This is a genomic window from Pseudomonadota bacterium, from assembly GCA_030860485.1.
Lineage (GTDB): Bacteria > Pseudomonadota > Gammaproteobacteria > JACCXJ01 > JACCXJ01 > JACCXJ01.
This window is the reverse complement of sequence record JALZID010000357.1, coordinates 1-25,407: the sequence shown is the minus strand read 5'-3', so window position 1 is coordinate 25,407 and position 25,407 is coordinate 1. Positions and strand designations below refer to the sequence as shown.

At 60.2% G+C, this 25,407-nt stretch carries 20 protein-coding genes; 18 read left to right on the top strand and 2 right to left on the bottom strand.

Annotated elements, in window-relative coordinates; all coding sequences use genetic code 11:
• Window positions 1–16 precede the first annotated feature (16 nt).
• The 12 genes from M3461_22165 (at window position 17) to M3461_22110 (ending at window position 13,873) form a co-directional block, all read left to right on the top strand.
• Window positions 17–682 (top strand): class I SAM-dependent methyltransferase, encoded by a 666-nt coding sequence (locus tag M3461_22165; protein MDQ3776860.1) that lies wholly within the window; start codon window positions 17–19, stop codon window positions 680–682.
• Window positions 675–1,643: a glycosyltransferase gene (locus M3461_22160; GenBank protein MDQ3776859.1), complete on the top strand. Its 969-nt coding sequence runs from the start codon at window positions 675–677 to the stop codon at window positions 1,641–1,643. The genes M3461_22165 and M3461_22160 overlap by 8 nt, the downstream gene beginning before the upstream one ends.
• Window positions 1,644–1,650: 7 nt before the next feature.
• Window positions 1,651–2,418, top strand: a complete 768-nt coding sequence (locus M3461_22155) for a class I SAM-dependent methyltransferase (protein ID MDQ3776858.1) — start codon at window positions 1,651–1,653, stop codon at window positions 2,416–2,418.
• An 85-nt stretch (window positions 2,419–2,503) separates the two neighbouring features.
• A complete protein-coding gene (locus M3461_22150; GenBank protein MDQ3776857.1) occupies window positions 2,504–4,042 on the top strand; it encodes a hypothetical protein in 1,539 nt (512 codons plus the stop codon).
• 119 nt (window positions 4,043–4,161) lie between these two features.
• Entirely contained in the window at window positions 4,162–5,634 is a 1,473-nt protein-coding gene (locus tag M3461_22145) for a hypothetical protein (protein MDQ3776856.1), read from the top strand.
• Window positions 5,635–5,980: 346 nt separating this feature from the next.
• On the top strand, window positions 5,981–6,436 hold the full coding sequence (locus tag M3461_22140) for a hypothetical protein (GenBank protein ID MDQ3776855.1): 456 nt from the start codon (window positions 5,981–5,983) through the stop codon (window positions 6,434–6,436).
• Window positions 6,433–7,146, top strand: coding sequence for a class I SAM-dependent methyltransferase (locus M3461_22135; protein ID MDQ3776854.1), 714 nt, complete (start codon window positions 6,433–6,435; stop codon window positions 7,144–7,146). Before M3461_22140 ends, M3461_22135 begins: the two co-directional genes overlap by 4 nt.
• Window positions 7,147–7,364: 218 nt before the next feature.
• Entirely contained in the window at window positions 7,365–9,284 is a 1,920-nt protein-coding gene (gene asnB, locus M3461_22130; GenBank protein ID MDQ3776853.1) for an asparagine synthase (glutamine-hydrolyzing), read from the top strand.
• Window positions 9,277–9,582, top strand: coding sequence for a hypothetical protein (locus M3461_22125; GenBank protein ID MDQ3776852.1), 306 nt, complete (start codon window positions 9,277–9,279; stop codon window positions 9,580–9,582). Before asnB ends, M3461_22125 begins: the two co-directional genes overlap by 8 nt.
• Window positions 9,543–10,082: a class I SAM-dependent methyltransferase gene (locus M3461_22120; GenBank protein MDQ3776851.1), complete on the top strand. Its 540-nt coding sequence runs from the start codon at window positions 9,543–9,545 to the stop codon at window positions 10,080–10,082. Before M3461_22125 ends, M3461_22120 begins: the two co-directional genes overlap by 40 nt.
• Window positions 10,083–10,088: 6 nt before the next feature.
• Entirely contained in the window at window positions 10,089–12,227 is a 2,139-nt protein-coding gene (locus M3461_22115; protein ID MDQ3776850.1) for a bi-domain-containing oxidoreductase, read from the top strand.
• 308 nt (window positions 12,228–12,535) lie between these two features.
• Entirely contained in the window at window positions 12,536–13,873 is a 1,338-nt protein-coding gene (locus M3461_22110) for a heparinase II/III family protein (protein MDQ3776849.1), read from the top strand.
• A 238-nt stretch (window positions 13,874–14,111) separates the two neighbouring features.
• On the opposite strand, the gene M3461_22105 is transcribed toward M3461_22110, so the two are convergent.
• Both M3461_22105 and M3461_22100 read right to left on the bottom strand, forming a co-directional pair.
• A complete protein-coding gene (locus M3461_22105; GenBank protein ID MDQ3776848.1) occupies window positions 14,112–15,344 on the bottom strand; it encodes a type II toxin-antitoxin system HipA family toxin in 1,233 nt (410 codons plus the stop codon).
• An 89-nt stretch (window positions 15,345–15,433) separates the two neighbouring features.
• On the bottom strand, window positions 15,434–15,778 hold the full coding sequence (locus tag M3461_22100; GenBank protein MDQ3776847.1) for a helix-turn-helix domain-containing protein: 345 nt from the start codon (window positions 15,776–15,778) through the stop codon (window positions 15,434–15,436).
• A 495-nt stretch (window positions 15,779–16,273) separates the two neighbouring features.
• On the opposite strand from M3461_22100, the gene M3461_22095 reads away from it, so the two are divergent.
• From M3461_22095 to M3461_22070, 6 genes are all read left to right on the top strand, one after another.
• Window positions 16,274–17,050 (top strand): YdcF family protein, encoded by a 777-nt coding sequence (locus M3461_22095; protein ID MDQ3776846.1) that lies wholly within the window; start codon window positions 16,274–16,276, stop codon window positions 17,048–17,050.
• Between the two features lie 1,044 nt (window positions 17,051–18,094).
• A complete protein-coding gene (locus M3461_22090) occupies window positions 18,095–19,510 on the top strand; it encodes a glycosyltransferase family 4 protein (protein MDQ3776845.1) in 1,416 nt (471 codons plus the stop codon).
• Window positions 19,511–19,882: 372 nt separating this feature from the next.
• Window positions 19,883–20,953: an undecaprenyl/decaprenyl-phosphate alpha-N-acetylglucosaminyl 1-phosphate transferase gene (locus tag M3461_22085; GenBank protein MDQ3776844.1), complete on the top strand. Its 1,071-nt coding sequence runs from the start codon at window positions 19,883–19,885 to the stop codon at window positions 20,951–20,953.
• Between the two features lie 153 nt (window positions 20,954–21,106).
• Window positions 21,107–23,359 (top strand): polysaccharide biosynthesis tyrosine autokinase, encoded by a 2,253-nt coding sequence (locus M3461_22080; GenBank protein MDQ3776843.1) that lies wholly within the window; start codon window positions 21,107–21,109, stop codon window positions 23,357–23,359.
• Window positions 23,356–24,360: a DnaJ domain-containing protein gene (locus M3461_22075; protein ID MDQ3776842.1), complete on the top strand. Its 1,005-nt coding sequence runs from the start codon at window positions 23,356–23,358 to the stop codon at window positions 24,358–24,360. Before M3461_22080 ends, M3461_22075 begins: the two co-directional genes overlap by 4 nt.
• 372 nt (window positions 24,361–24,732) lie before the next feature.
• Entirely contained in the window at window positions 24,733–24,957 is a 225-nt protein-coding gene (locus M3461_22070; GenBank protein MDQ3776841.1) for a hypothetical protein, read from the top strand.
• Window positions 24,958–25,407 lie beyond the last annotated feature (450 nt).

The window sequence follows — 25,407 nt, the reverse complement described above, 5'->3', positions numbered from 1 at the left end:
TACCGAGAAATCAAGAATGATCGAAAACGATCTGAATTATGTCAAGCGTCTCGTGGAGCAAAATAAAATAATCGGCCCAGTACTTGAGCTTGGAGCAGGTTATGGCGGCGACACCTGCAGGCAAATGTTCTTGGATGCTGGCATGAATTACCATGCAAGTGACATCCAGTCATCACCTAGTGTTGACTATGTCGCTGATTTCGAGAGTGACAACATCGAGACGTTTTTTAGTTCTACAACAAACTTTAAATCAATTCTGGTGCTAAACGTGCTGGAACATACTTTCAATCCCATCCGCGTACTTGATAATGCGACAAAACTCCTCGACGTTGATGGATCGCTTGTAGTAATTGCGCCCGCTGTCTGGACCTTGCATAAGTATCCTATTGACTGCTACAGGATGCTGCCAAATTGGTATGAACAGTATGCGGCTAGTCGGAAGATGACCCTTGACCGGGGATGCTTTGAGTATATCGGCTATGGAAATGTTAGCTCTTATTTGGATGCGGCCGGAGACTATCAATTCCCACCTCCAAGAGAAAAAGGGATTGCTTATTGGAGGTCCCGTATTGTCCATCGCTTGTTCAATACTTTTGGCAGGGGCATGGTGTTTCCTAGTCACCTTTGTATCGGTGCGGTGATCACCTCAATGGATCAACCAGTGATCCAGGTCCGTGAATAAATCAGCGGGTGCTAGGATTTCTGTTTGCCTGCTTACATACAATCACGTCGAGGTCATCGAATCTTCGCTTAGGTCGATACTCGATCAAACCATCACAGGCTACGAAGTCATCGTCAGCGATGATTGCTCGACCGACGGGACGTGGGAGAAGATTCGTGAACTTGCAGCAGCGGATGAGAGGGTCAAACCTGTTCGCACCCCTCACAACATGGGCATGCCCGGCAACGCAAATTTTGCGGTTGCACAGTCGACGCGCCCCTACATAGCTCTTTTGCATCATGATGACCTCTATCGTAGGGATCTGTTGGAGAAATGGGCCTCTGTCATGGAACGATTTTCCGACACTACTTATGTATTTAACTCTTACGATGTCCCGAATGCAGAATATCACTACGGGGAAAAGTTCTCCTCCGAGCGATTAGACGGACGGGCTTTCTTGGAGAAACACCTTTTTAAGAAATGGCGGTGTCCTGTAAGAGGGACGGCCATGATTCGTCGTTCAGCATGGGACGCAATTGGAGGTATGCGAGAGCAGTTTAATTTATTGGCGGACGTAGATATGTGGATGCGTTTATCACGTATTGGTGCCGTTGGATATGTTCCTGAGCCAGTAATTAAACCCCGGCACCAGCGCCCCGAGTACTACCCAGATATTTACACCGGTAAGCGATGGCATTGGAAAAGACAAACCATCATGTATGAAATATACGCAGCAAACCACAAGGAACACTATAAATTGAGCACATTTATTGGGCTGTGGCGTTGGTGGCAATTTCGTACTCGCTTAAGTCTATTCACCGCGAAGTGGCTGGCCTACGCCGTCGTTCGTCGCAAGGGGCACATGATTGAAACCTGCGCAGATTCCGCAACGCCGCATGATCAGTTGTGGCTCAGAGGGGTGCGTTATCTGCTGTTCGTTCTAACTAGGCCATTCATTACAACGAACTCCAAGAAGGAATGACTTGGTGATGAAATATATTATTAAGCGCTTGATGCTTGAGTCGGTACTGGGGCTCGTGCGTTCCTTCAAAATCAAGAGGCAACGCCGAGAGTTCGCGGCGCTTTCAATGTGCGTAACGTTCTCCAAGATCTATCGTGAGAAACTTTGGGGCGGGGGCCAAGATGAATTTGTCTCCGGCAGTGGTTCGTCGGGGAAAGTCGCTGAAGTATACGCAGATTACGTGTCTCGGTTTATTCGCGGCCATGGTATCGAATCGGTTGTGGATTTGGGATGTGGAGACTTTCGTATTGGCAGGGCGATTTCTCGCGTTGCGCCCCAATACACTGGTGTCGATGTGGTCCCGGAATTGATTGCACATCATGTCGCAAATTATTCAACCGAAACGGTCGCGTTCCGATGTCTGGATATTACCGAGGAAGATCTTCCGGGCGGCGACCTTTGCCTCGTTCGGCAGGTACTCCAGCACCTATCAAACGCCGAGATTGCAGTGGTTCTTAGCAAGTTGACAAGCTACCGTTTCGTGTTGATCACGGAGCATTTTCCCAGGATGAGCGTAGCGTTTTCTGCCAACAAAGACAAACCACATGGCCCAGACACTCGCTTGGTTGATCACTCTGCAGTAGTGCTAACGGCCCCACCTTTCTCGCTTCAGAGAGTTCAGGAGGTGCTTGCCGTCGAGGTAGATGATCTCCAACAATGCTCGGGCGACACAATCAGAACATTTCTATACTCGGGCGGAGATCATCTATCGACGAAGAGGTCGCCACTAGCATGAGATTTGATTCTTCTTAGCCCGTCGAACTCAAGATGAGCATCAAGCAGTTCTTCACGCCCTGCGCTCGAAACAAACGGAAGTGCTGGTGATCAGCGAGAGAATCGAACATCGGGCGGCCAAGGTTGCCTTGGTTAGCGCACTTTGGACTCTGCTATCAGTGGCGTCCCAGCTCATTTCGGTGCCTATTTGCTTGAAATATTGGGGCAGAGAAACCTATGGCAGTTGGGTGGCGCTATACGCTGCGTTCATGTTGGTTCGCTCGCTGGATACCGGGTTTGTTTCCTACGTCGGCAACAAGCTCAACTACCTCTATCATCAAGATCAGAACGCCCTGCGTGAGCACTTGGCTTCATCGATAACGGGGATCGCCGTTATTGGCGCGCTTCAGTTGTCGCTTGGCGTGGCAGCGATCTTTTTCGATGGCGTTGAGTTATTGCTGGGTGTACCCTCGGATCGTGCGGCGGCTTATCAATCCAGCCTGGGATTACTGGTATTGATTGGCACTTGGGCCTTGTCTGGATCTTATCTGGGTATTGTTCATCGACTGCTTATACCTACCGGCTTCATGTATCAGGCTGCCTGGTGGTCAATGGGGTTTCAGGTCAGTCAATTCATCGGGATTATTCTGGCGGCCATGCTGCATTTCGATATGCTCCAAACCAGCGTGCTGCTCGCTTTTGTTCAGTGTTTTATCTACTGGGCATCCGCCATTTATATTCGGTTCAAATTGCCGGCCTATTACCCCTGGTGGCGGGGTGGACGGCGGCGTACCGCAATTAAGGACTTGGGTGGCTCGATGTTGCTTACGGCAAGTAATCTCATTCAACAGGGATCGACCAATGGGACGGTCATGCTCGTTTCGGCACTTTCCAGTCCTGCGGTTGTTCCTGTTTTCTCCACTGTACGGACTTTGGCCAACCTTTGGACGAACGTCACCAACGTGCTCACCACGCCATTGCTTCCTGACGTTGTCCGTTATAGCGCCACAGGCGAAGGGCGGAAGCTGGTGACCATCAGCGAAGCCTATGCGGTGGTTGTCGGGTCCACCGTGAATCTCGGAGTTCTCATAACTTATCCACTTATGGAACCCATTTACAGTTACTGGACCGCTCATGTCGTGGCTCTTGACAAGTCTTTATTTTGCGTGCTTCTTGCCAGCGTTGTCCTGGCCAATGTTGGCGGGTTGATAACGTTGTACCTAAACGGCATCAACAGTCTCGGCGTCGTGCTGGCGGCTTCCGTGATAAGAGGGACCCTAAGCTTGGTAGTAGGCGGATTTCTTTTCTTCCACTTCGGGCTCGCTGGATTTGGTATGGCGATTTTGGTGGGAGAACTGTTGGCTCTACTGGTGTTGGGTCACTACTTTCTCAGGCGTGAGTTGCCTCGACAGGGTGTTGGCTTGCCATTTCTGTCTCTTGCGCCGATCGTCATTAGCTCGGCCTCGGTGCTCATATTTCTCATCAGTGAAGGCTTCGACTTCTCGCTCGCTCCATACCTCTATCCTGCTGCCTTGGCGGCCGTGGGATCCGCCGCGGTCTGGGGCTGGAGAACGCTGGAGCCCGGCGTAAAGCACAGGCTCCTGCGCATGATTGGGGATCGGTTTGTCGCGAAAGGGATCGCATGACCTTGTCTCTGATTTGCCCGCACGATCACCAACGCTATGCAATGTAATCCGAGAATAATTACATGAATAGTAACGCAAACAACTCCTACGTACGCCCTCTGGCCCACACCAGAAGTGAGGTGTTTATCGCCGGACTTAGGGTGCTGGTCGCATTTTCGGCCTTACTGATTTATGCAGTGCTGTCCACGGACTTGATCACAAGCTCCCAAGGATTCGTAGTCTATACGTTGCTGCTCCTGGGGTATCTCTATGCCGAGGCCAAGCATCTATGGGTGCGTGACACTCGTCTTTTCGGGATTAACCCCGTTGTATTGGCATCAATATTCACTTTTGTGATGACCTTTGGCGTCACCAACGTACTCTATTTTCTGCCTGAAGATGTGCTGGCTTTGGTGGGGCTGCAGCCTCTTGCAACGCCATGGATGAATCAGTTGATGTTGCTGGTGGTACTAGGCGCCTGTGCGATGTGGGTTGGTTATAGCTCCGGCATTGGCCGCAGCATAGGGCGGATGCTGCAGCGGAGCCGCGTGCTTCGCAAATGGATGAAAAAGTCTGGGCGGCTCAATAAGCCTGCGCTCTATGCCTGTCTAGCAATTAGCCTGATAGCACGCCTGTTGACCATCACACTGGCGCTGTATGGCTATTCCTCTACTTATGACGCTCAAATCGCGGCTGCGGACTATACTCAGTATCTCACCATGGCAGAATCGTTAGGAAAACTTGCTTTGGGGGCTGTGGCGATACACTGCTTTGCTTCGCCACGCTCCGCCCTCTCAGATCGACTACTTTTGTGGTTCGTGCTGGGCTATGAAGTTGTCTTTGGCTTTCTCTCTGGCTTCAAAAGCGCCGTGGTCATGCCTTTCATCATTGTCGGGTTCGTTTATTACAGCCAGCGTAATCGGTTTCCCCGGTGGTTGGTTCCCGCCGTTGTGGTTGCAGTAATAGCGGCTTATGCGGTGATTGAACCTTTCCGGTCTGCCCGTAACGAGGATGCAGGGTTTGTCGGTACAAGCATTGCCAGTATCGTGACAGCGATGCCCGGTTTCAGCAGTTTTGGCGCGGGCGATGGTGGAGAACGCGCTTCTATGTGGTTAAGCCTTCTTGCACGGATTAACCTGACCTACGTTGCATCCCTGGGAATTGAGTATGCGGCTAAGAATGAATTGCCGGCGGGCAGCCCAGAGTTTCTGGGCAATATCATTCTTGCGCCCGCGCATGCCCTCATACCGAGATTATTGTGGGACAGCAAACCGGCGAAAAATGTTGGGCGGTGGTACACTCAGGAAGTTATAGGGCTTTACCATTTTAGTTCCACTGCCATGAGCCCATTCACCTATCTCAATTTTGCTGGTGGACCTTTGGCCGTGATTCTCGGTTTTTTGATTGTGGGCATTCTTCAACGGGGACTGTTCGATGGGCTACGAGGCTTCGGCAGTGGCGGGTTGATTGTGCTCTTCGGGTTGCTTGGCACATTGGTATATATCGATAGTACATTCAACAGTTTGTTTATTAACATCATTAGGTTTTTGCCGCTTTTAGTTGGGGCGCAATATGCCTTACTACGCCGCCCACGTCGCTCATGTGCGGAATAGCGGGTTTTATCGCAGCACCGCGTGCGTCTGAAGCAACGGCGCTTGATGCCACTCGGCGGATGACCGACCACATGCGCCCACGCGGCCCCGACGCGGGGGGCGTATGGGGGAGCGAACGCGTTGCCCTGGGCCATCGCCGCCGCCTATTTTTACCCAGCGAACTGCCAGCACTGTTGGGAGCTGATATGGCGCGGGAGGGGTTGGCCAGGCTTGACGGGTTCCCTCCTGGAATGACATCGGCTCAAGCCAGGGATGGCGCCGCCGCCGTTGGCCCGCTGGAGTCCACGCTCTAATACTGCGCAACCAGTTGCTGCGCGATAGCGACTGGGCCAGCGAGGGACATTCGGTGGCACTGCGCACGCCGTTGGTGGATGCGCAACTGCTGGTAACGCTCGGGCCATACACCGCGGGCTTAAAGGGCGGCGCGGGCAAGGCAATGTTGGCGCGCTCGCCGGAAACGCCGCTGCCTAATACGATCGCAAACCTCCCGAAGACGGGCTTCGGCGTGCCGATGGCAAAGTGGCTGGCGGAGGCGACAGACGAGCGCGCGTGGGTCAGCGGCCCCATGCGTGCTGCGCCGGGAATATTCTGGCCTGACGTTGGGCACGAACAGTCATTGAGGAAATGGCGGGATGCAAACAATAGGCTCCAATGGGAGGACCCAGATACGCTTCCAGTTGCGTTGGCCTGCGACACGATGGGGGTCAAGCGGGTGTATTTCAGCGAGGGGCGCGAGGGATTCGTCGTCGCTATCGTGGAGGTGAGCCGGGTCTCCATCGAGCTGGTCCACGGTCTACGGTGAGCGGCCTGGTTGCGAGGCTGGATCGGGCGCTCTATCCGGGCGTGACTCGCAACTGGGACGACCAGTTGTTCCGTGAACGTATCCTTCGGCACCTGAAGCCCGAGAGCGTGGTGCTGGACCTGGGGGCCGGCGCGGGCATTGTCGAGCAGATGAATTTCAAGGGGCTGGTGGCGAGCGTATGCGGGATCGATCTGGACCCGCGCGTGGTGGACAATCGCATGCTCGACGAAGGGCGCGTGGCCGACGCCGGCGGCATTCCCTACGAGGATGCGCGCTTCGATGTGGTGTTCGCGGACAACGTGATGGAGCACCTACCGGATCCGCTGGCGGTGTTGCAAGATGTTCGGCGCGTGCTGAAGCCGGGGGGGGTATTTCTGTTTAAGACACCCAACAAGACACACTACATGCCGACCATCGCCCGACTGACACCGCACCGATTCCATCAGTGGGTGAACCGCAAGCGCGGCCGCGCGGAGGCTGATACGTTTCCGACGCTGTATCGCGCGAACACGTCATCTGCCGTCCGGCGACATGCAGCGGCGGCTGGACTAGCGATCGAGAACCTTGAATTAATCGAAGGCCGTCCCGAGTACCTGCGCTTCGCCTGGCCGGCTTATATTGGCGGGGCCCTTTACGAGCGCATCGTCAATGCTTTCGGGGTTTTGGCGCGGTTCCGCATACTGCTTGTCGGCACAGTGCGTAAGCCTTAAAACTGATGGTCGGCAAGTTATCTCGCCTCTGGCACACCGTGCGCTGGCTGGGGCCGGTGCAGGCGTGGGGGCGGTTGTAGTTTCGGCTGCATCGGCCGTGGCCGGATCTTCGGACTACACCGTCGACGCGTGCAATGGACGGTCGCTGGTTGGCCTTCGGTTTGACAGAAGATCGTCTGTTCAACTTGGTATTTACGCCTAAATCTTAACGGATCGATATGTGCGGTATTGCGGGTTTTCAGGGAAGGTTCGATTCCGAACTGCTCGGGCAGATGGCGCCCGCCATCGCCCATCGCGGCCCGGACGATGTCGGCGAGTGGCTTTCGCCCGATGGAAGCGTTGGCTTGGCGCATCACCGCCTGGCGATCATCGACCTATCGCCCCTTGGGCATCAACCTATGCTCGATGTGTGGGGCACCGTGGTCATTGTCTTCAACGGTGAGATCTACAACTTCCGCGAACTGCGAGCGCAACTGGAGTCGGAGGGCTACGGCTTTCGCGGCCACTCAGACACCGAAGTGCTGCTGGCCCTTCACCGGGCGCGTGGCGAGGCGATGCTTTCGTTGCTCAATGGCATTTTCGCCGTCGCGATTTACGATCAAGTCGAGCAGAAGCTCTTCCTCGCCTGCGACGCAATGGGTGTCAAGCCGCTGTATTTCAACGAGGGTCGCGATGGCTTTGTTTTCGCCAGCGAGTTGAAGGCCTTGGTGGCATGTGGTGGCGTGGCGGGGTCACTGGATGTGTTGGCCTTGTTTCGCTATCTCGGGTTCTTGTGGAGTCCGGGCGGGGCCACGCCGTTCAGGGGGGTCAGCCGGCTGGGACCGGGCGAGGCGTTGCGCGTGAAGGATGGTCGCATCGTCTGCCGCTGGCGTTGGGCGCGCTCTTCTTGGGCGGAGGCGCCGTTGGCCCTGGATGCGGCGGAGGCAATTCACGGGGTGCTAGAGGGCGTGCGCACCGCAGTGCACCGCCAGATGGTCGCCGATGTTCCCGTGGGGGCCTTTCTTTCAGGGGGGCTCGATTCCAGCGCTGTGGTGGCGATGGCGCGCGAGGTGTCGCCAGACATCGATTGCTTCACCATCGATACGGGCTCGGTTCGGGATGCCTGGGTAACCGACGATCTTCCCTATGCACGTCAGGTCGCCAAGCACCTGGGGGTGAAGCTGCACGTGATCCAAGTGGATTCGTTACGCATGGCGGCGGACCTGGAGCGCATGGTGTTTCAGTTGGACGAACCGCTGGCCGACCCGGCACCGTTGAATGTGCTGTATATCAGCCAGCTTGCCCGGCAACACGGGGTGAAGGTGCTGCTTTCCGGGGCCGGGGGCGATGACCTGTTCACCGGCTACCGCCGGCACCGGGCGTTGATGCTGGAACGCTATTGGGCATGGATGCCGGGGGCTGCGCGGCAAGGTCTGCGCAATATGACCGCGCGCCTGGGCCAGGGTGGAACGCTGGGGCGGCGCTCGGCCAAGGCGTTCGCCCATGCCGATTTGCCGCCGGATCAGCGCTTGGTCGGCTATTTCTTGTGGGCGGACCCGGGACGGGTGCTGGGCTTGTTTGCACCGGAACATCGTGCGGCCTTGGCGAATGAAGATATGGTCGCGCCGCTGGAAGACTATCTCGGAACGCTGCCGCCCGGCCTGCCGCCCTTGCAGCGCATGCTGGCGCTGGAGCAACGTTTTTTCCTGGCGGATCACAACCTCCTCTACACCGACAAGATGTCGATGGCGGTGGGCGTCGAGGTGCGCGTGCCGTTCCTGGATAACGATCTGGTCCGGCTGGCCAACGCGCTGCCGCCGGGGCTCAAGCAGCGTGGAGCGGAAGGTAAGTGGGTGCTCAAAAAGGCGATGGAGCCTTACCTCCCCCAAGCGGTGATCTATCGGCCCAAGACGGGGTTTGGTGCCCCCTTGCGGCACTGGCTGCGCCACGAATTGCGGGAGTGGGTGGGCGATATCCTGTCCGCCGACACGCTGCGCCGGCGTGGCCTGTTCGAGCCCAAGGCGGTGGCCGCCTTGGTCGCGGACGATCAGGCCGGGCGTGCGGACGTGGCTTACACGATTCTGGGACTCGTGTGCATCGAGATCTGGTGTCGGGAATTCATGGACAAGGTTCGCGCAAAGGGTACAGCGAGTGGATGATCTGAAGAAAGAAGTGCGCGATTTCTGGGACGAAGCGTCCTGCGGGGAGCGGCTGCTTCTCGATGCCTCGGACAAGGCGGGCTATCTGGCGCAGATGGAAAAACGGTATTCACTGGAGCCGTTCATCGAAGGCTTCGCCCGCTTCGATGGCGCACGCGATCTGATTGTGCTGGAAATTGGCGTCGGGCTGGGCGCGGACCACCAGCGCTTTGCGCAAGCCGGCGCAAGGCTGACGGGAATCGATTTGACAGATCGCCCGTGGAGCATACCCGGAGGCGTTGCGAATTGTTCGGGCTGAGGTCCGATCTTCGTGTGGCCGATGCCGAGTCTCTGCCCTTTGCTGATCAATCCTTCGATTGGGTCTACTCCTGGGGTGTGCTTCATCACACCCCCGATACGGAAAAGGCAATCAATGAGGTGTTCCGCGTTCTCAAGCCCGGCGGCGTGGCCAAGATTATGATTTACCACAAATATAGCTGCGTGGGCTTGATGTTGTGGCTCAGGTACGCCCTGCTCAGGCTAAAGCCTATGACGCCGTTGAACCAACTCTATAACCAATATTTGGAAAGCCCTGGCACGAAGGCCTATTCTATAGCGGAGGCGCGCGAGCTTTTCAAGAAGTTCCGAAACATTGAAACAAACACTGTTTTAACACACGGGGATCTCCTTTCTTCGTCTGCTGGCCAGCGCAGTCAGGGCCCGTTGCTTTCAGTAGCGCGTCTGGTCTGGCCGAGATGGGTGATCCGGACCTTTTTCTCGAAACATGGGCTGTTCATGTTGATCACCGCGACAAGGTAAATCCAGATGAGACAGATCCTCCAAGACCTTTCTAGCGGCCATACGGAACTGGCAGAGGTTCCCTGCCCGAGCTCAAAACCTGGACAATTGCTAATCCGCACCCGCCGCAGCCTCATTTCCGCTGGTACGGAGCGTATGGTGGTGGAGTTCGGGAAAGCCAACCTGATCGAAAAGGCGCGCCAGCAGCCCGACAAGGTGCGCATGGTGCTAGACAAGATCAAGACCGATGGCCTGCTCCCGACCCTTGAGGCGGTGCGCAACAAGCTCGGCCAGTCCTTGCCCTTGGGGTACTGCAATGCTGGCGTGGTTATCGAGGTGGGAGTGGGGGTGACGAGCTTTGCCGTGGGAAATCGAGTGGTCTCTAACGGCAAACACGCAGAAGTGGTGAGTGTGCCGGTGAATCTTTGCGCCAGGATCCCTGACAGTGTAAACGATGAGGAAGCGGCGTTTACTGTCATCGGAGCCATCGCGCTCCAGGGTATACGCCTGGCGCAGCCGGCCCTGGGCGAAGCATTCGTCGTCTCCGGACTCGGACTGATCGGGCTTCTTGCCGTGCAGCTTCTACGCGCCCAAGGGTGCCGGGTATTGGGGCTGGATTATGACCCAGTTAGGCTCGAGATTGCCCGCCGATTCGGGGCGGAGACAGTGGATCTGGGGCGCGGGGAGGATCCGATTGCAGCGGCGATGGCGTTGTCTCGGGGCCGCGGAATCGATGGGGTGCTCATTACGGCTTCTACCCGAAGCAGCGAACCCGTTACGCAGGGGGCGCGGATGTGCCGCAAGCGGGGGCGGATCGTGCTCGTGGGAGTGACGGGCTTGGAGCTCTCCCGAGCCGACTTCTACGAGAAGGAATTGACGTTCCAGGTTTCCTGTTCTTACGGGCCGGGCCGGTACGATCCCAACTATGAGGAGAAGGGGCAGGATTATCCTGTAGGCTTCGTGCGCTGGACTGAGCAGCGCAACTTCGAAGCGGTACTGGACATGCTCGCCGACGGGCGTCTGGATGTGGCGCCGCTCATTTCTCATCGCTTTCCGCTCGCCGAGGCTGACCGGGCATACGACCTTCTAGGCGGCGATGCGCCATCGCTGGGAATACTACTGCAATATCCGAACGCGGAGGAAAGGCCGGAATCGGTGCTTCTGCAGCGGGAAGTGAAGCTGTCAGCGCCGGTGCCGAGGCCTGCGGAGCCAGTGGTGGGATTCATCGGTTCCGGAAATTATGCGGGCCAAGTGCTGATCCCTGCCTTCAAGGCGACCGGTGCTCGGCTGAAAACTGTCGTCTCGGGTGCGGGGGTGAGCGGCGTGCACGCCGGGCGGAAGCACGGGTTTGAGGTCACCGCGACGGATGCGGATTCGTTGTTGGCCGATGGAGAGATCACCGCGGTTGTGATCGCGACGCGGCATGATAGCCACGCACGTTTCACACATGCCGCGCTTGCATCGGGGAAGCATGTGTTTGTCGAGAAGCCGCTGGCCATCAGCCGGGATGACCTTTCCGAGATTCGAGATGCTTACATGCGAGGGACAGGCCCCGCATCATGCCTGATGGTGGGATTCAATCGCCGGTTTGCGCCGCAGGTGCGAAAGATCAAGGCCCTGCTCGATGGCACTCGGGAGCCTAAGGCCTTCATTATGACCGTCAACGCGGGAGCAATCCCTGCTTCACACTGGACCCAGGATTCTGACGTGGGCGGCGGGCGTATCATCGGGGAGGCTTGCCACTTCATCGACTTGCTTCGATTCCTTGCTGGACAACCGATTGTCGGCGTACAGACGGCATCCGTGGGAGGCGGCGCCGGCGGTGGCGTGCCGGCGGATCGGGTGAGCTTCACGTTGAGCTTCGGTGATGGATCCATCGGAACCGTGCATTACCTTGCCAACGGCCATCGGTCCTTTCCGAAGGAGCGGCTGGAGGTGTTCTGCGGGGGGCGAATTCTGCAGCTTGACAATTTTCGCACGCTGCGGGGGTTCGCGTGGCCGGGTTTCACCAAGCTCAATCTCTGGCGTCAGGACAAGGGGAACGCGGCGTGTGCGGCTGCGTTCGTGGAGGCTGTCCGCAAAGGGGGCCCGAGCCCCATCCCGTTTGAGGAATTGGTGGAAGTAACGGAAGTGAGCTTCCAGATCGCAGAGGCGGCCCGGGGTTGATACTCGGTCGCTATTTCCATACGCTTTGTCATCTCAGGCCCGTCCAGTTCTACGGCCGGGTGTGGCACCGGATCTATACACCTCGTCTTGAATTTCGGCCCGCGCCGCCGATCCGCGCGGCAAGAGGGCGTTGGCAATCGCCAGCGAGAAGGCGGCCAAGCCTTTTCGGGGCCTCCCGTCTACGCTTCCTCAATGTCACACGCGATATCGCTGGTCCGGGCGGCTGGGACAACGGCTCGTGGCCTCGGCTCTGGCGCTATAATCTGCATTACTTCGACGATCTGAATGCAGAAGGCTCATCGGAGCGGGTGGACTGGCATCGGGGGCTGATCGAGCGCTGGATTGCGGAAAATCCGCCGGCCTTGGGCACGGGATGGGAGCCGTATCCGCTCTCGCTTCGCATCGTCAACTGGATCAAGTGGGCTCTTTCGGGGAACGCCCTCTCGGAGGCGGCGTGCGCCAGCCTCGCGACGCAGGTACGCTTCCTGCGCAGACGGCTGGAAGTGCATCTCTTGGGTAACCATCTCTTCGCGAACGCGAAGGCGCTGGTGTTTGCGGGTACCTTCTTCGATGGGGAGGAGGCACGCTCCTGGAGAAACAAGGGGCTCCAGATCCTGGAAAGGGAGGTTCCCGAGCAGGTACTGGCGGATGGGGGCCATTTTGAGCGTAGCCCCATGTATCACAGCTTGATCTATGAGGACCTGTTGGATCTCGTCAATCTTAGCCAAGCCTTTCCGAAACTCTTCGAGAAGTATCTGTCGCAAATGCATCGCTGGCGCGAAACGGCAACCCGGATGGGGAAGTGGCTCGAGGTGATGCGGCACCCCGACGGGGAGATCGCCTTTTTCAACGATTCGGCGTTTGGTGTCGCGCCTGCGCCGGATGAGCTGTTCCGCTATGCGCACGGCTTGGGTCTGGAGGTCCCAAAGGCACCCGGAGAGGGTATTCGCGCACTGGGGGAAAGCGGCTATCTGCGCGTTTCGCTCGGGCCATGGTCTGTGATCTTCGACGGGGCGCGGGTGGGGCCTGACTATCTGCCTGGCCATGCGCACGCCGATACGTTGAGCTTTGAGTTGTCGTTCGGCGGGCAGCGGGTGGTCGGCAATTCCGGGACCTCCTTGTACGAGGAAGGTGGCGTGAGGAGCTGGGAGCGCTCCACGGCCGCGCACAGCACTGTAACCGTGGACGATGAGGATTCCTCCGAGGTATGGGCGAGCTTTCGGGTTGCCCGGCGGGCGCGTCCCTTCGGGTTAACACATGAGGAGTCGGCCGGTGTCTTGCGAGCGGCCTGTGCGCATGACGGCTACCGGCGACTGGCCGGTTCCCCTGTTCATCGCCGGGCCCTGGAATTAACCCCCGGGGCGTTTCAATGGGAGGATGAGCTGCTGGGGCACGGGCGTCACTTCGTGAGCGGGAGGGTTCCGCTTCATCCGGATATCGAGGTGGAGCGGCGGGGCGAAGGATGGCTTCTCCGCCTTCCGGCAGGGGAAGCGCTGCTCCTTAGGTCACTGACCGGTGAAGCGCTGAACATCGAACAAGGTACATTCGCACCCGAGTTCGGGAGGGTTTTGCCGCGTGCGGTGATCGTCTGGCGGGTCGACGCGGAGTTGCCTAGAGGGGCGCGTTTTCAACTCAGCCGACCGTAGCTATCCACTTCCGTCGACTTGAGCGCCGCAGCGCGACCTAATTTTATGAAGGTCGCCCCGCTGTATAAGGCCTTCCAGGCGCAGCCTGATGCGTGGCGGGTGCGGCTGATCTACACCGGCCAAACTGGATTCCCGCCTTCGCGGGAATGACGAAAAAGGAATGGCGGTCAGGGATTGTCGATCTATGAGTCAGGAGGGATGTGCGGGTGCTCCGGGGGTGCGTGATTGCCAAGTCGGCCTATCCTATTCTCCGGGGGAAGTCAAAGCCCGGATACACAAAGGCCGGCGCAAGCCGATCGCAATCCTGTTCCGACACGCCTTCGCGTCGGAAGATCTGTCGCCAGCAGCTCCGAAGGGTCGCAGCTACGTCATCAATGACGCGAGCGGCATCTGCACGTGGATAACGAAAGCGCGCACACTCGGACAGCAGGTTCTCGCGGTTAGCCCAGCGCCCCAACCGCCCGCATACCATGGCGAGATCCCGCCGCTCGATCGAGACGGGTGCGGACGGTGTCAGGTCATAGGCCGGCGATAGCCGCCATGTCTTTCCGGGCGCGATGACAGCGTGGTTTCGAGGATGATCGTCCAGGTTGGAGATCAGCGCGTTGAAGACCATCCGGCGAAACAGTTCGTGCAGGTCATCCTCGACCCGATCGCCCCAGCGCGCCAATTCCTCTGCCAGGCGGATGTAGGACCAACCCTGGCTGGCGTCCGGCGTGTCTTCGGAATGCATGAGGGTCAGGCCGCTGGCCATGCGTGCGCGCAGGTAGCCCTGCTGCGTCTTTTCGCGGTCGAAGCGGCTGACCAGCACCACATCCTTACCGCCCACCGTGACCCGCTTGCTGGCCGCAACGGATAGACCACACTCACGCGCCAAAACCAGGGTGGAGTGCTCGACGCGGGTGTAGTTCCACGGGTCTCCCGGCGCCGGCAGCTTGGCCAGCCACAGCCCTTCGTCGTCTTCGACGACATTTTTCGGACGCGCGCCGCCCATGGATGTCCCCGGATTCACCAACTCGGCGACCTGATCGACATTGGCACGCTCAACCGCCGACAGTACCCCGGGCAGCTCCTCGTCCCGGAATATGCGCTCCGCGAGATCAAGGATCTTGCCCAGGTGCAGCGTCCGGTTGAACTGGCGGACCGGTGGCGGTGGCTCGGCGTTCAGGCCGAAGGAGAGGGCGCCGGCACGGTCTTCCGGCGAGTGCAGCAGATAGTCCAGCTCGGACAGATCCGTTCGATTCAGATGCTTCTGGATAACCCGCCTTCCCCAGGCATCGGGGCTGGCATCGCGCAGCGCACCGAAGATGCCGCCGAGCGCCGCCGTCTCATAGGTGCGGCGGACCAAGGGGAGATCGATCGGATCCAATTCGACCGCTGCCGGCCGCGCCAGATAGGACTGACCGTAAACGAACCGACCGACCGGCTGCGGGCCACTCGTATCGAGCCGGTATTTGCCGGCGGTGACCATCGTGTGCTCGCCGGGCAGCTGCACGTATACGTAACACTCTGACGGCCGGGCTTCACGACGCCTTCCGGCCTTTCTAGAAGTCATCGTCTCTAGAAGGCATCGTCCATCCCCGTGGATGAAACCCGTACACGCTTGCGGCTGCGCGCAGCCTCCAGGGCGGTGCCGACGTCGTCGGCTTCCGGCGCCGCGACGCGCTTGAGGTCCCCCAGCAGGTTGAACGCCCAGAGCGCGCTGGCGTAGACGACGGCCGCGACGGTGGGCTTGCCATGTTCCATATCCACGATGGTCTGCCGCGAGACACCGAGCTTCTCGGCCAGATCCGCCTGACGCCAACCGCGACGCTTGCGCGCCAGGGCGAGGTTGGCACCCAGTCGTTCCAGGGTACCCAGGATCTCGTAGGGCGTAGTCTTGCGGTTTAGGTTCCTTTTAGGCATGACTTATACAATAGTCACTATATTATTTAGTGTCAATGGTATTAGTCGCCATGATCGAGATGGAGAGCGCCCTGCGGTTCAAATGAAGAGGGCTATCCACTTATATGTGTGCAAATTCAATAAGCTGCCAGCACCAGGTTATTCCCCCCCCCTGGCAGAGGGGGCGAGGGTGGGGGGTTGAGCGTCGCATAGTTCTGAGAGACTCAACCCCCATCCTATCCTTGCCCCTTCCAGGGGGAAGGGATGAAAAGAGCATACAATTTCAAATATCTTTGGCTAGTGTCATTGGTGGAGCGAAGTGGATAGCCCCCACCCTACCCTCCCCCGCTAGGCGCAGGGGAGGGAACGAGGGGCCTCCTCCCTGCTACGCGCAAGGGAGGCGGTGTGGGATCTCCCTCCCCCTGTCCGCGCTTTTCGCGGGTGGGGGAACAACATACAAGGGTCTGTGATAGACACGTGCGGGAAAGGGATCCGGCTCGCTCCGATACAATCAAGGTGGCGCTTTTGATTTCAAAGACGCTCACCCAGCTTGCCTATCCGCTGAGCCTTTCGCTGCTTCTCATCCTCCTCGGAGCTGTGTTTGTGTGGCGCGGCCAGAAGCGGCCGGCTGGACTCTCGCTCCTCTGTTCCCTTCTGGTGCTGTGGGTTCCTTCGGTGCCCGCCGTCTCCGATTACCTGCGCGCCTCTCTGGAGCGGCGCCATCTGCCGATGGCGCTGGAACAGGTGCCCAAGGCCGATGCCATCGTGGTGCTGGGCGGCGGGGTGGGGGCTGCCCTCCCGCCGCGGCTCACCGTGGACCTGAGCGGGGCGAGCGATCGGGTGCTGTATGCGGCGCAGCTCTATCAGGCGGGCAAGGCACGGTTCGTCATCGCCAGCGGTGGGAATCTGCCGTGGCAGGGCAAAGGCCCGGCGGAGGCTTATGCCATGGCCGGGCTGCTACGGGCCTGGGGTGTGCCGGAACGGGCCCTCTTGCTGGAGACGGCGAGCCGCAACACCTACGAGAACGCCGTCAATAGCAAACGCCTCTTGGGGGCGCACGGCCTCCACCAGGTGTTGCTCGTGACCTCGGCCTTACACATGCCCCGGGCGCTGGCGCTCTTTCACGCCCTGGGGGTCGAAGCCGCGCCGGCGCCGACCGACTTCGAGGTGGTGGAGAGTGGCGACGAGACCTTATTGCAGTGGCTACCGGATGCCGGGGCCCTGGAGGGGAGCACCCGGGCGCTCAAGGAGTACTTCGGCCTGGGAGTGTATTGGGTCCGGGGATGGCTTTAGGAATGTTTTAAAGTGGAGAACGCTTTTGACCTGATGTGCCCCTAAATGATGGGAGGTCGCTCTTGGCACCGGGCTTGGGCGTGCGGCCTTCTCCGGCCATCCTCCTCCGCTCGCTCGCCCTCCTCCGCTCTCCTGCCCTCCTCCGCTCTGCCTCCCCTGCCGTGCTCCGTTCTGCCTCCCCTGCCGTGCTCCGTTCTACCTCCCCGGGGGCCGTACCAAACGCATTAGCAACCGCCTGAACGTGCGCCCTGTCCCGAGTGGACAGGAGCTGGAAAGCCCGGGCCAGGCGAAGGGTGTCGGGGTCGAAGTCGGCGGGCTCATCAGTGCCCAAACGCTGGCCGGTTAGGATCTCTTCTACCGTCACACCAAGCGCATGGGCCACCTTCGCCAGCTTCCTACCGGGAATGGCTCCCCTGCGCTTCCAGTTGTTCACTACCTGCTGGGACTCCCCTATGCGCTTTGCGAGCTCGACCTGCGTAAGGTCGCGGCCTCGGGCTAGCTCCAGCAGCCTGTGGACCTCATCCATGTGTCGAACCTTACGCATGATTCTATAGACCATTCCCTGATAAACGAAGTTGCGTACAAAAGCCGCGCCAGCAGGGCGCGTTCAACGTGGTGTTGAGTATACCGCACGGATTGTTTATGCTGATGGGGTGAACGCGCTCCAGGGGGCCATCGCCCTAGCCGGCAGCTCTGGGATGAGCCCAGGATAGGGTTCTTCTTCATCGGGGACCGCCCCTAGCGTGAGGGCGGCGCACGGCAAGCGCGCGTGCGTTCAACGTAGTGTTGAGTATCCCGCACGGATTGTTTATGCTTGATGGGGTAGACGCGCTCCAGAGGGCCATCGCCCTAGCCGGCAGTCGGGCAGAGCTGGCCATGCTCAGCGTGGTGCCCATGGCCGGGTGCCGGCGGAGAGGCCCGTGCTCCGACTGAGGTCGGGGGCGGGTACGAAAAGGGTGGGATCGCGAGGGCGCGGTCCCAGAACAAGATAAGTAGCGGGCCGGCGGAGGATCCGGCCCGGTGCCATCGACGCCGGGGGGGACGATGGTAGGCAGTTCCAAGGGTATAGACCATCTTCTCGCCACCGGCCCGCTCGCCCGCTGGTACAAGTACGGCCAGTCCGCCGCGCTCCAGATGTTTCTTCGTCCCCGGAGGTCTGTTGCTATGCGAATTCTCTTTCTCACCGACAACTTTCCGCCGGAAACGAACGCCCCGGCCACGCGAACCTACGAGCACACTCGCCGCTGGGTTGCCCGCAGGCACCAGGTCACGGTTATTACCGGGGCACCGAATTTTCCTGCCGGCAAAGTGTTCGGGGGCTATGAGAACAAGCTTTTTCAGCGCGAGAGGATGGACGGCATTGACGTCATTCGTGTGTCGACCTACATCACTGCGAACGAAGGGTTCCTATTGCGGACGCTGGACTACATGAGCTTCATGGTATCGGCCTTTATCGCGGGGCTGTTCTTGCCGAAGCACGATGTGATCGTTACGACCTCTCCGCAGTTCTTCACGCCCTGCGCCGGCTTCGTATTGTCCAAGTGCAAGCGCCGGCCCTTCGTGTTTGAGCTACGAGATCTTTGGCCCGACGCGATTGTGGCGGTGGGGGCGATGCGTGAATCCTTGCCGATTCGTCTGTTGAAGCGCTTGGAGTATATGCTTTATCGCAAGGCGGCGTGCATCGTAAGTGTGACGAAATCATACAAAAGCATCCTGACGGCCAATGGCATCATGCCAGAGAAAGTAGTGGTCGTTCACAACGGAGTCGATCTCGCGGCGTTTCAGGATGGGGAGCGTCTAAGGCACCTTGAAGCGAAACACGGCCTTCAGGGGAAGTTCGTCGCCGCGTACGTGGGGACCCTGGGGCTGGCGCACGGACTGGAGACCCTGCTGGACGCCGCGGACCGGTTACGGCATCGCTCCGATATTGTACTTTTGCTGATCGGTACCGGCGCGGAGGAGTCGGCGCTTCGCGATCTCGCTGCGCACCGCAAGCTGAAGAATGTCGTGTTTGCGGGCGCCGTCGATAAGGCCACCGTCAAGGACTACTGGCGACTGACGGATGTGGCGCTGGTGTTGTTGAGGGACTTACCGCTTTTTCGTCATGTGATCCCGTCGAAGATGTTCGAGGCTATGGGAACGGCTCGGCCGATTATCCTCGGCGTGCAAGGGGAGAGCGCCGAATTGCTGGCGGCGTCGGGCGCTGGTATTGCTGTGCCTCCGGAGGACGCCACGGCTTTGGCGGAGGCCGTGCGGACGCTGGCCGACAATCACTTGCAGTGTCGCGCGATGGGCCTGGCCGGACGACGTTACGCGGAACACAACTTCGACCGCAATGTTCTGGCGGACGAGATGCTGAAAACCTTGTTGAGTATTCAGGGCTCTGAGCGGCGAGCCGCTCGACCCCTGCCCCTACCGCGGCGCCATCCTGGGGCAAAAAGCTACATGGGAGGGCGGTAGCGTGCTTGCTGAGCGGTGTGCACCAGATGGGGTTGCATGTTTACCGGGGTTGGGACAACAGAGCTTCCTGACTCCTCGCCTGCCGTGTGAGCAGGGTACGGGGCCGGCTCGCGGCGCCTCTCGGGCATTGCGCCGTCCGTGGGGGAGCGTGGGGGCTGGCTTTGAGACAGGTCTTGTCAAGGAACGCGCGCTTCAGGCCTGAAGATAACGATTGCTGCGAATGTTCGGGGAGGGGGTATGCGTCTCTTCAGTGCTTGTCTCATCGGATCCGTCGTTGCCGTTCTGTTATTAGTGTGGCTCAGACCAATAGCGCTGCGCTTCCGGCTGTTGGATCTCCCTGGTGGGCGCAAAGATCATCTACGGCCGGTCCCCTTGATCGGCGGTATCGCCATGTTCGGTGGCCTAGTCTGCGCAACCGTTATGCTGCCCGCGGCAGAGCCCAAGCTCGGGGCATTGCTCGCGGCCTCGGCATTACTGGTCATCATCGGCCTCTGGGACGATTACCGCGGGCTTTCGGTGCGCACGCGGTTTGCGGTACAGATTGGCGCGGCGCTGCTGATGATCTACTGGGTCGAGGTGTCGTTGCATGATCTCGGCGATCTGTTCTGGCCTGGGGCGACGTTCGCGTTGGGATTGTGCGCCGTACCGTTCACCGTCTTCTGCACGGTCGGGGTCATCAACGCCATGAATATGGTGGATGGGCTGGACGGGCTGGCCGGGGGGATCGCGGGAATGAGCCTGCTCTTGCTGGCATGGGCGGCCTTTGTCGCCGGTCTGTACACCGATGTCCACCTCCTGCTTGTGGCCGCTGGCGTGGTCTTTACCTTTCTCTGCTTCAACCTGCGGTTTCCCTGGCGGCGAAGGGGCGCGAAGGTGTTCATGGGCAATGCGGGCAGCATGTTTCTGGGTCTAATCCTGGCCTGGTTTTTGATCAGGCTCTCGCAAGGGGAGCTGCGTGCCTTCACGCCAGTGACGGCCCTGTACCTGTTCGGCCTGCCCCTGCTGGATATGTTCACTCTCACGGTCCGTCGTATTGTAAAGCATCGGTCACCCTTTGCGGCGGATCGAGAGCACCTGCACCATCTCTTGATGCGCGCGGGTTACAGCGTGAATCAGTCGGTGATGATCATGTGGGGCCTGGCGCTGGGCCTGGGGATAACGGGACTGGCAGGGCTCTACTTCCGGATCGCCGAGAGCGTCATGTTCTACACATTTCTGGGGTTGTGTTCTCTGTACTTCTATGCTACTACGCGCGCCATCGAGGTGATGAAGGTCATCGAACACCGTGTTGCCACCGGCCGAGCGGAATTCTCGACAGTGCCATTCAGCGGCCGTCTCGTGCTGGACACCGCCTTCAGAAAAAGCGTAGAGTATGCGGCGCGGGGGCGGGTTTACCGGCGAGTAAACGGACGGCGGCAAAGCCTTCACCCACGGGCTCGCTGAGACCCTCAAAAACCTTTTCACAATTGGCGCGACCGTGGCACTGTTTTGAGCGTGAGGAGTGGTACGAGACGGAAGAGGAACCGATCCAGCGCGGGTGGCGGATGGACGGCGCCTCCACGACCCATGCCCGAGCCAGAACCTGAGACCCCCCCCATGTCGCCCCAGGTGTCGCCCCAGGTGTCGCCCCAAGAGTCCCTTCCTGCGGAGCGGCCGGCCACCGGCCTGAAACCCTTTGAGGCCTCCTATGGTGAGTCAGAAACCTACGAGGGGCTGGGTCTGCGCGGCTACTGGCGGGTGCTCGTCAAGCGTAAGTGGACGGTCCTGGTGTTTTTATCTATCACCGTGGCGCTCACCGCGACGGCGACCTTCCTGACCACCCCTATCTATCGGGCCACGACGATGCTGCAGATCGACCGTGAGGCGCCCAAGGTCGTCCAATATGAGGCCGTCACCCCGGCCGAGACAGACACCTTCGACCCACAGTTCTATCAGACGCAGTATGATCTGCTCAAGAGCCACTCGCTCGCCGAGCGGGTGGTCGAACAACTGAACCTCGCGCAGCATCCGGCCTTCCAAGGGGACGGCCAGGGCCGCTCCATCCTGGGGCTTGGGGCAGAAGCCAGTGCCCAGGAGGCGGCCACCGACCCGCGCGAGGTAAGGAGCAGCCTCGCTGCCCGACTTCTCGATAGTCTCACGGTCGAACCGATCCGGAATTCCAAGCTGGTCAAGATCCACTATGACTGGCCCGACCCCGCGCTGGCTGCCCAGATCGTCCAGGTGCTCGCCCAGACCTTTATTCAATTGAGCCTGGAGCGCCGCTTTGATGCGGCCTCGTATGCCAAAAACTTCCTCGAGCAGCGGCTGGCACAAGTCAAGGGGAGGCTCGAGGACTCCGACCAGGCGCTGGTGGCCTTTGCCCGGAGCCAGGGTATCCTTAACGTCGACAACGTCGACGGCGAAAAACAGACGCTCGCCATGCAGAAGCTGCAAGCGATGAGCGCGGCCCTGGCCGAGGCGCGGAAGGAGCGCATCGCCGCCGAGAGCCTCTATCGCGAGGCGCTTGCGGCCCAGGGCCACGGCCTCAGCCGGATCCTGGACAATTGGACCATCAACAGACTGAAACAGGTCAAGGTCGAACTGGAGGCGATCTATCAGGAGCAGCGGGTGACCCTCAAACCTGACTATCCCAAGATGCAGCAGCTCAGCAGCCGGATCACCGAGGTCGAGGATCAGATCGACCGGGAGGTCGGGGCGATCCATGAGGCATTGCGAGGCGACTACCAGGCGGCCCAGCGCAAGGAGGCGATGCTGAATTCCGAAACTGCGGAGGTCACGTCAGAGGTGATGAGGCTCCGGGACCAGACCAGCCAATACAATATCCTCATGCGCGAGGTCGATACCAACCGCACGCTCTACGACGGGCTGCTGCAACGCCTGAAGGAAGTCGGGGTTGTGGGCGGCGTAAGTTTGAACAACCTCTCGGTCATCGATGCCGCGGAGGTGCCGAAGGATCCGATCCGGCCCAATGTGCCAATAAACCTTTTGTTAGGGGTGGCATTGGGATTGCTCGGGGGGATCGGTCTCGCCTTCCTTTTTGAGCACCTCGACGATACCGTCAAGCTGCCTGAAGACCTGGAGCGCCTGGCCCGGTTACCGGTGCTGGGCGTCCTGCCGAAGCTGCCCTCTTCAACCGCGGCCACGCTGGCGACCTCGGCCTACGATGACCCGCGTTCCGCCATTGCCGAGGCCACCCGCTCGCTGCGCACGGCCCTGCTGTTTTCGACACCGGTGGGTGCGCCCCGGGTATTGCATTTTACCAGCCCCTCCGTGGCCGAAGGCAAAACGACGATCGCGCTCAATCTCGGTATCACCTTTACCCAACTGGGCTACAAGGTCTTGCTGATCGACTGTGATCTGCGCCGCCCCGCCCTGCATCGGGTTTTGGATCTCGATACCAACCGTGGCCTGACCCATTTTCTGACCAGCGAGTCGATTGGGCCCGGTGATGTCACGCAGGATGCCCATATCCCTAACCTCTTTGCGATCCCGGCCGGTCCCGTGCCGCCCAACCCCGCGGAGCTCCTGGAGTCTGCCCGCATGGTAGATTTCCTGGCGCTGGCGAAGGAGAAGTTCGATTATGTGCTCCTGGATGGCCCACCCATCCTCGGTCTTGCGGACGGTCTGATCCTCGCCAGCCTGGCCCGCAGCACGGTGGTCGTGGTCGAGGCAGCCGCCACGCGCCACGATCACTTGATCGGCGCCTTGAAGCGCCTGGCGGGCGTCCAGGCGCGGGTGCTGGGCGGGGTATTCAACAAGCTTAGCCGGCGCGACAGCGCTTACAGCTACTATCACAGCTATTACTATTATGGCAACGAGACGCCGCCGGAACGGCGGTTGCCGGCTTGACGCTGGACCCGAAGCGGGACGGGCGTCGGGCGCTTTTCAGCCTGGCGCTCGACTTCTATCGGCAACCGCTGCGCCACCGGGGGTGGGTCAACGCCGCCCGCCCCTTGCCCGCGGGGGTCGGGGACCTCCTTGCGAGCATGGCCGCCGGTTCGGGGTCCCTGGAACGGCGCGCGGCATCACTCGGCGTCACCCCCGAAGAGCTGCGTGAGGCGGGGCGCTTCTTTATTCGCCAGGTGTGGTTGGTCGAGGGCGCAGACCCCTATCGTACGCTGGGCCTGGCGCCGGGGGCGAGCCTCGAGCAAGTCCGCGACCACTACCGAAAGCTGATCCGCCTCTATCACCCCGACCGCGCGGGGGCACTGGGTGAGTGGGACACCGCCTATGCCGCCCGCATCAACCGGGCCTACCGCCTGCTGCGCGATCCCGGGACACGGCCGGACCCCGTCGGCCGGACCCAGCCTGCGGGAGGTCCGGTGCCAAAGCGGCGCAACTCCCCGGGACACTCACCCACGAAGGTGCCGTCTCGACGGTGGCGGCGCCCAGCCATTCTGCGATGGCTCTTCAAGACTTCCCGGGGTGAGCCAGGTGCCCGTCCGCAGCGCCGTCCTGCGAGCCGCCTCTTTCAGCGCCTGGGGCTCGGCCTGAGCCTGGCCGCGGTCACCGCCAGCGCCCTGTTCATCGCCCATCACCTCATCGTCCTGTACGCCTCGCTAGCGGCAGAGGGTCTCAGGCCCATGCCGCCTCTGGACGTTGCGGGTCCTTCGGGCCTGCCCGCCTCCAGGGAGGCGGGCAGCTCCTGCCGTGGCCCCCTCCCCGTCGCGGCCGGACTTCCGGGCCCTATTCTCCGAGACCCGGCCGAGCAGGCCGCGCTCCTTACCGCCCTGGCTGCCCTCCCCATGAGGCCAGCGGGCTGCACCCGCGAAAACGGCGCCTTGGGCCAGATTGGTTCGAGCCGGTCAGTTTGGACTCCCTATACCTCCCCCGAGGGCCGAGCATGGTAGAGGGTCGACACGCCGCCCTTGGAGGGCCTTCCCTCTATCGATACCTGGGGTATACCCGCCCTTATCGCGACGCGTCCGAGTAAATATCCCGTGTCGGGGTGTTCATTCGCGGTGCGCTGGTGGGCCTTGGCCTGTTGGCCTGGCGCGCCACGGTCGGGGGGATGGCGCAGTGGTATGCCGGGCAAGGAGACGCCCCCTGGGTCAATGCCGCCCTGATCTGGTATCTCAGTCACCCTGGGTTGCGGCGCGCCGCGGAGCACCGCGCTGCTCCGAGACCTCGCCAACAGCGATGCGCCGACAGGCGGTTGTACGGCGGGGAGCGGGGCGGACACGATCGAGCTACCCCTCGTAGGGCCCACACGCTGGATTGCGGTGAACAACGACACCGATAGTCCCACCGGCCTACCGATCATCACCTCGGCAATCATCACCGGGAGTTCCGTCCACTGCCACGGTGAAGAATCGGAAGTCGATCGTGGGTTCCAGCAGCCGCAGCAGCCAGCTCTCCAGCTCCTCGTTGCCAACGCGCGCCCCGCGCAGATCGGACGTCGTACCGACCAGGGCGTGATCTGGTCGCGCACGCTTCAGACCAGATAGGCGAAGGCCTTGCCCATCAAAGGCGCCGAGTTGGCCAGCGCCGAGATGTGCTCGCCGATGGCCTGTGGCTTCATCTTGAACTCGACCCACTCGGTCTCCCGGGTAACTCGCAGAGCTCGCTCAGAAGGCCGACGAGGTAATCAGCGGGGCGGTCTCATCACGCCCCGTCGACACACGGGACTGCGTCGAGGTCTTCGTGGGGGTTTCCTCGCCGTCGGGTAGGGCGTCAGCCTCGTCGGTCGGCCCCAAAAGTCCATGACCAGGGCGTCCACAGGGTCCGGCCCTGTCGGGCGCCTGAGGACGCCCCAGCGTGGCTTGGTACTTTATTCTATTGTGCTTTCAAGATGAGACTAAATATGGCACAGTGGTTGGATGGCGAGACCACGACGAATCGACGAAGAACTGGTGGCGAAAGCTCGGCAAGTTGTCGCCCACACCACCGAGGTGGAA

Excerpts from the sequence above, each read along its gene's own strand:
- M3461_22165 (MDQ3776860.1), top strand. The coding sequence starts at position 17 with ATGATCGAAAACGATCTGAATTATGTCAAGCGTCTCGTGGAGCAAAAT.
- M3461_22155 (MDQ3776858.1), top strand. The coding sequence starts at position 1,651 with ATGAAATATATTATTAAGCGCTTGATGCTTGAGTCGGTACTGGGGCTC.
- asnB (MDQ3776853.1), top strand. The coding sequence starts at position 7,365 with ATGTGCGGTATTGCGGGTTTTCAGGGAAGGTTCGATTCCGAACTGCTC.
- M3461_22115 (MDQ3776850.1), top strand. The coding sequence starts at position 10,089 with ATGAGACAGATCCTCCAAGACCTTTCTAGCGGCCATACGGAACTGGCA.
- M3461_22105 (MDQ3776848.1), bottom strand. The coding sequence starts at position 15,344 with ATGGTCACCGCCGGCAAATACCGGCTCGATACGAGTGGCCCGCAGCCG.
- M3461_22100 (MDQ3776847.1), bottom strand. The coding sequence starts at position 15,778 with ATGCCTAAAAGGAACCTAAACCGCAAGACTACGCCCTACGAGATCCTG.
- M3461_22090 (MDQ3776845.1), top strand. The coding sequence starts at position 18,095 with ATGGTAGGCAGTTCCAAGGGTATAGACCATCTTCTCGCCACCGGCCCG.
- M3461_22080 (MDQ3776843.1), top strand. The coding sequence starts at position 21,107 with ATGTCGCCCCAGGTGTCGCCCCAGGTGTCGCCCCAAGAGTCCCTTCCT.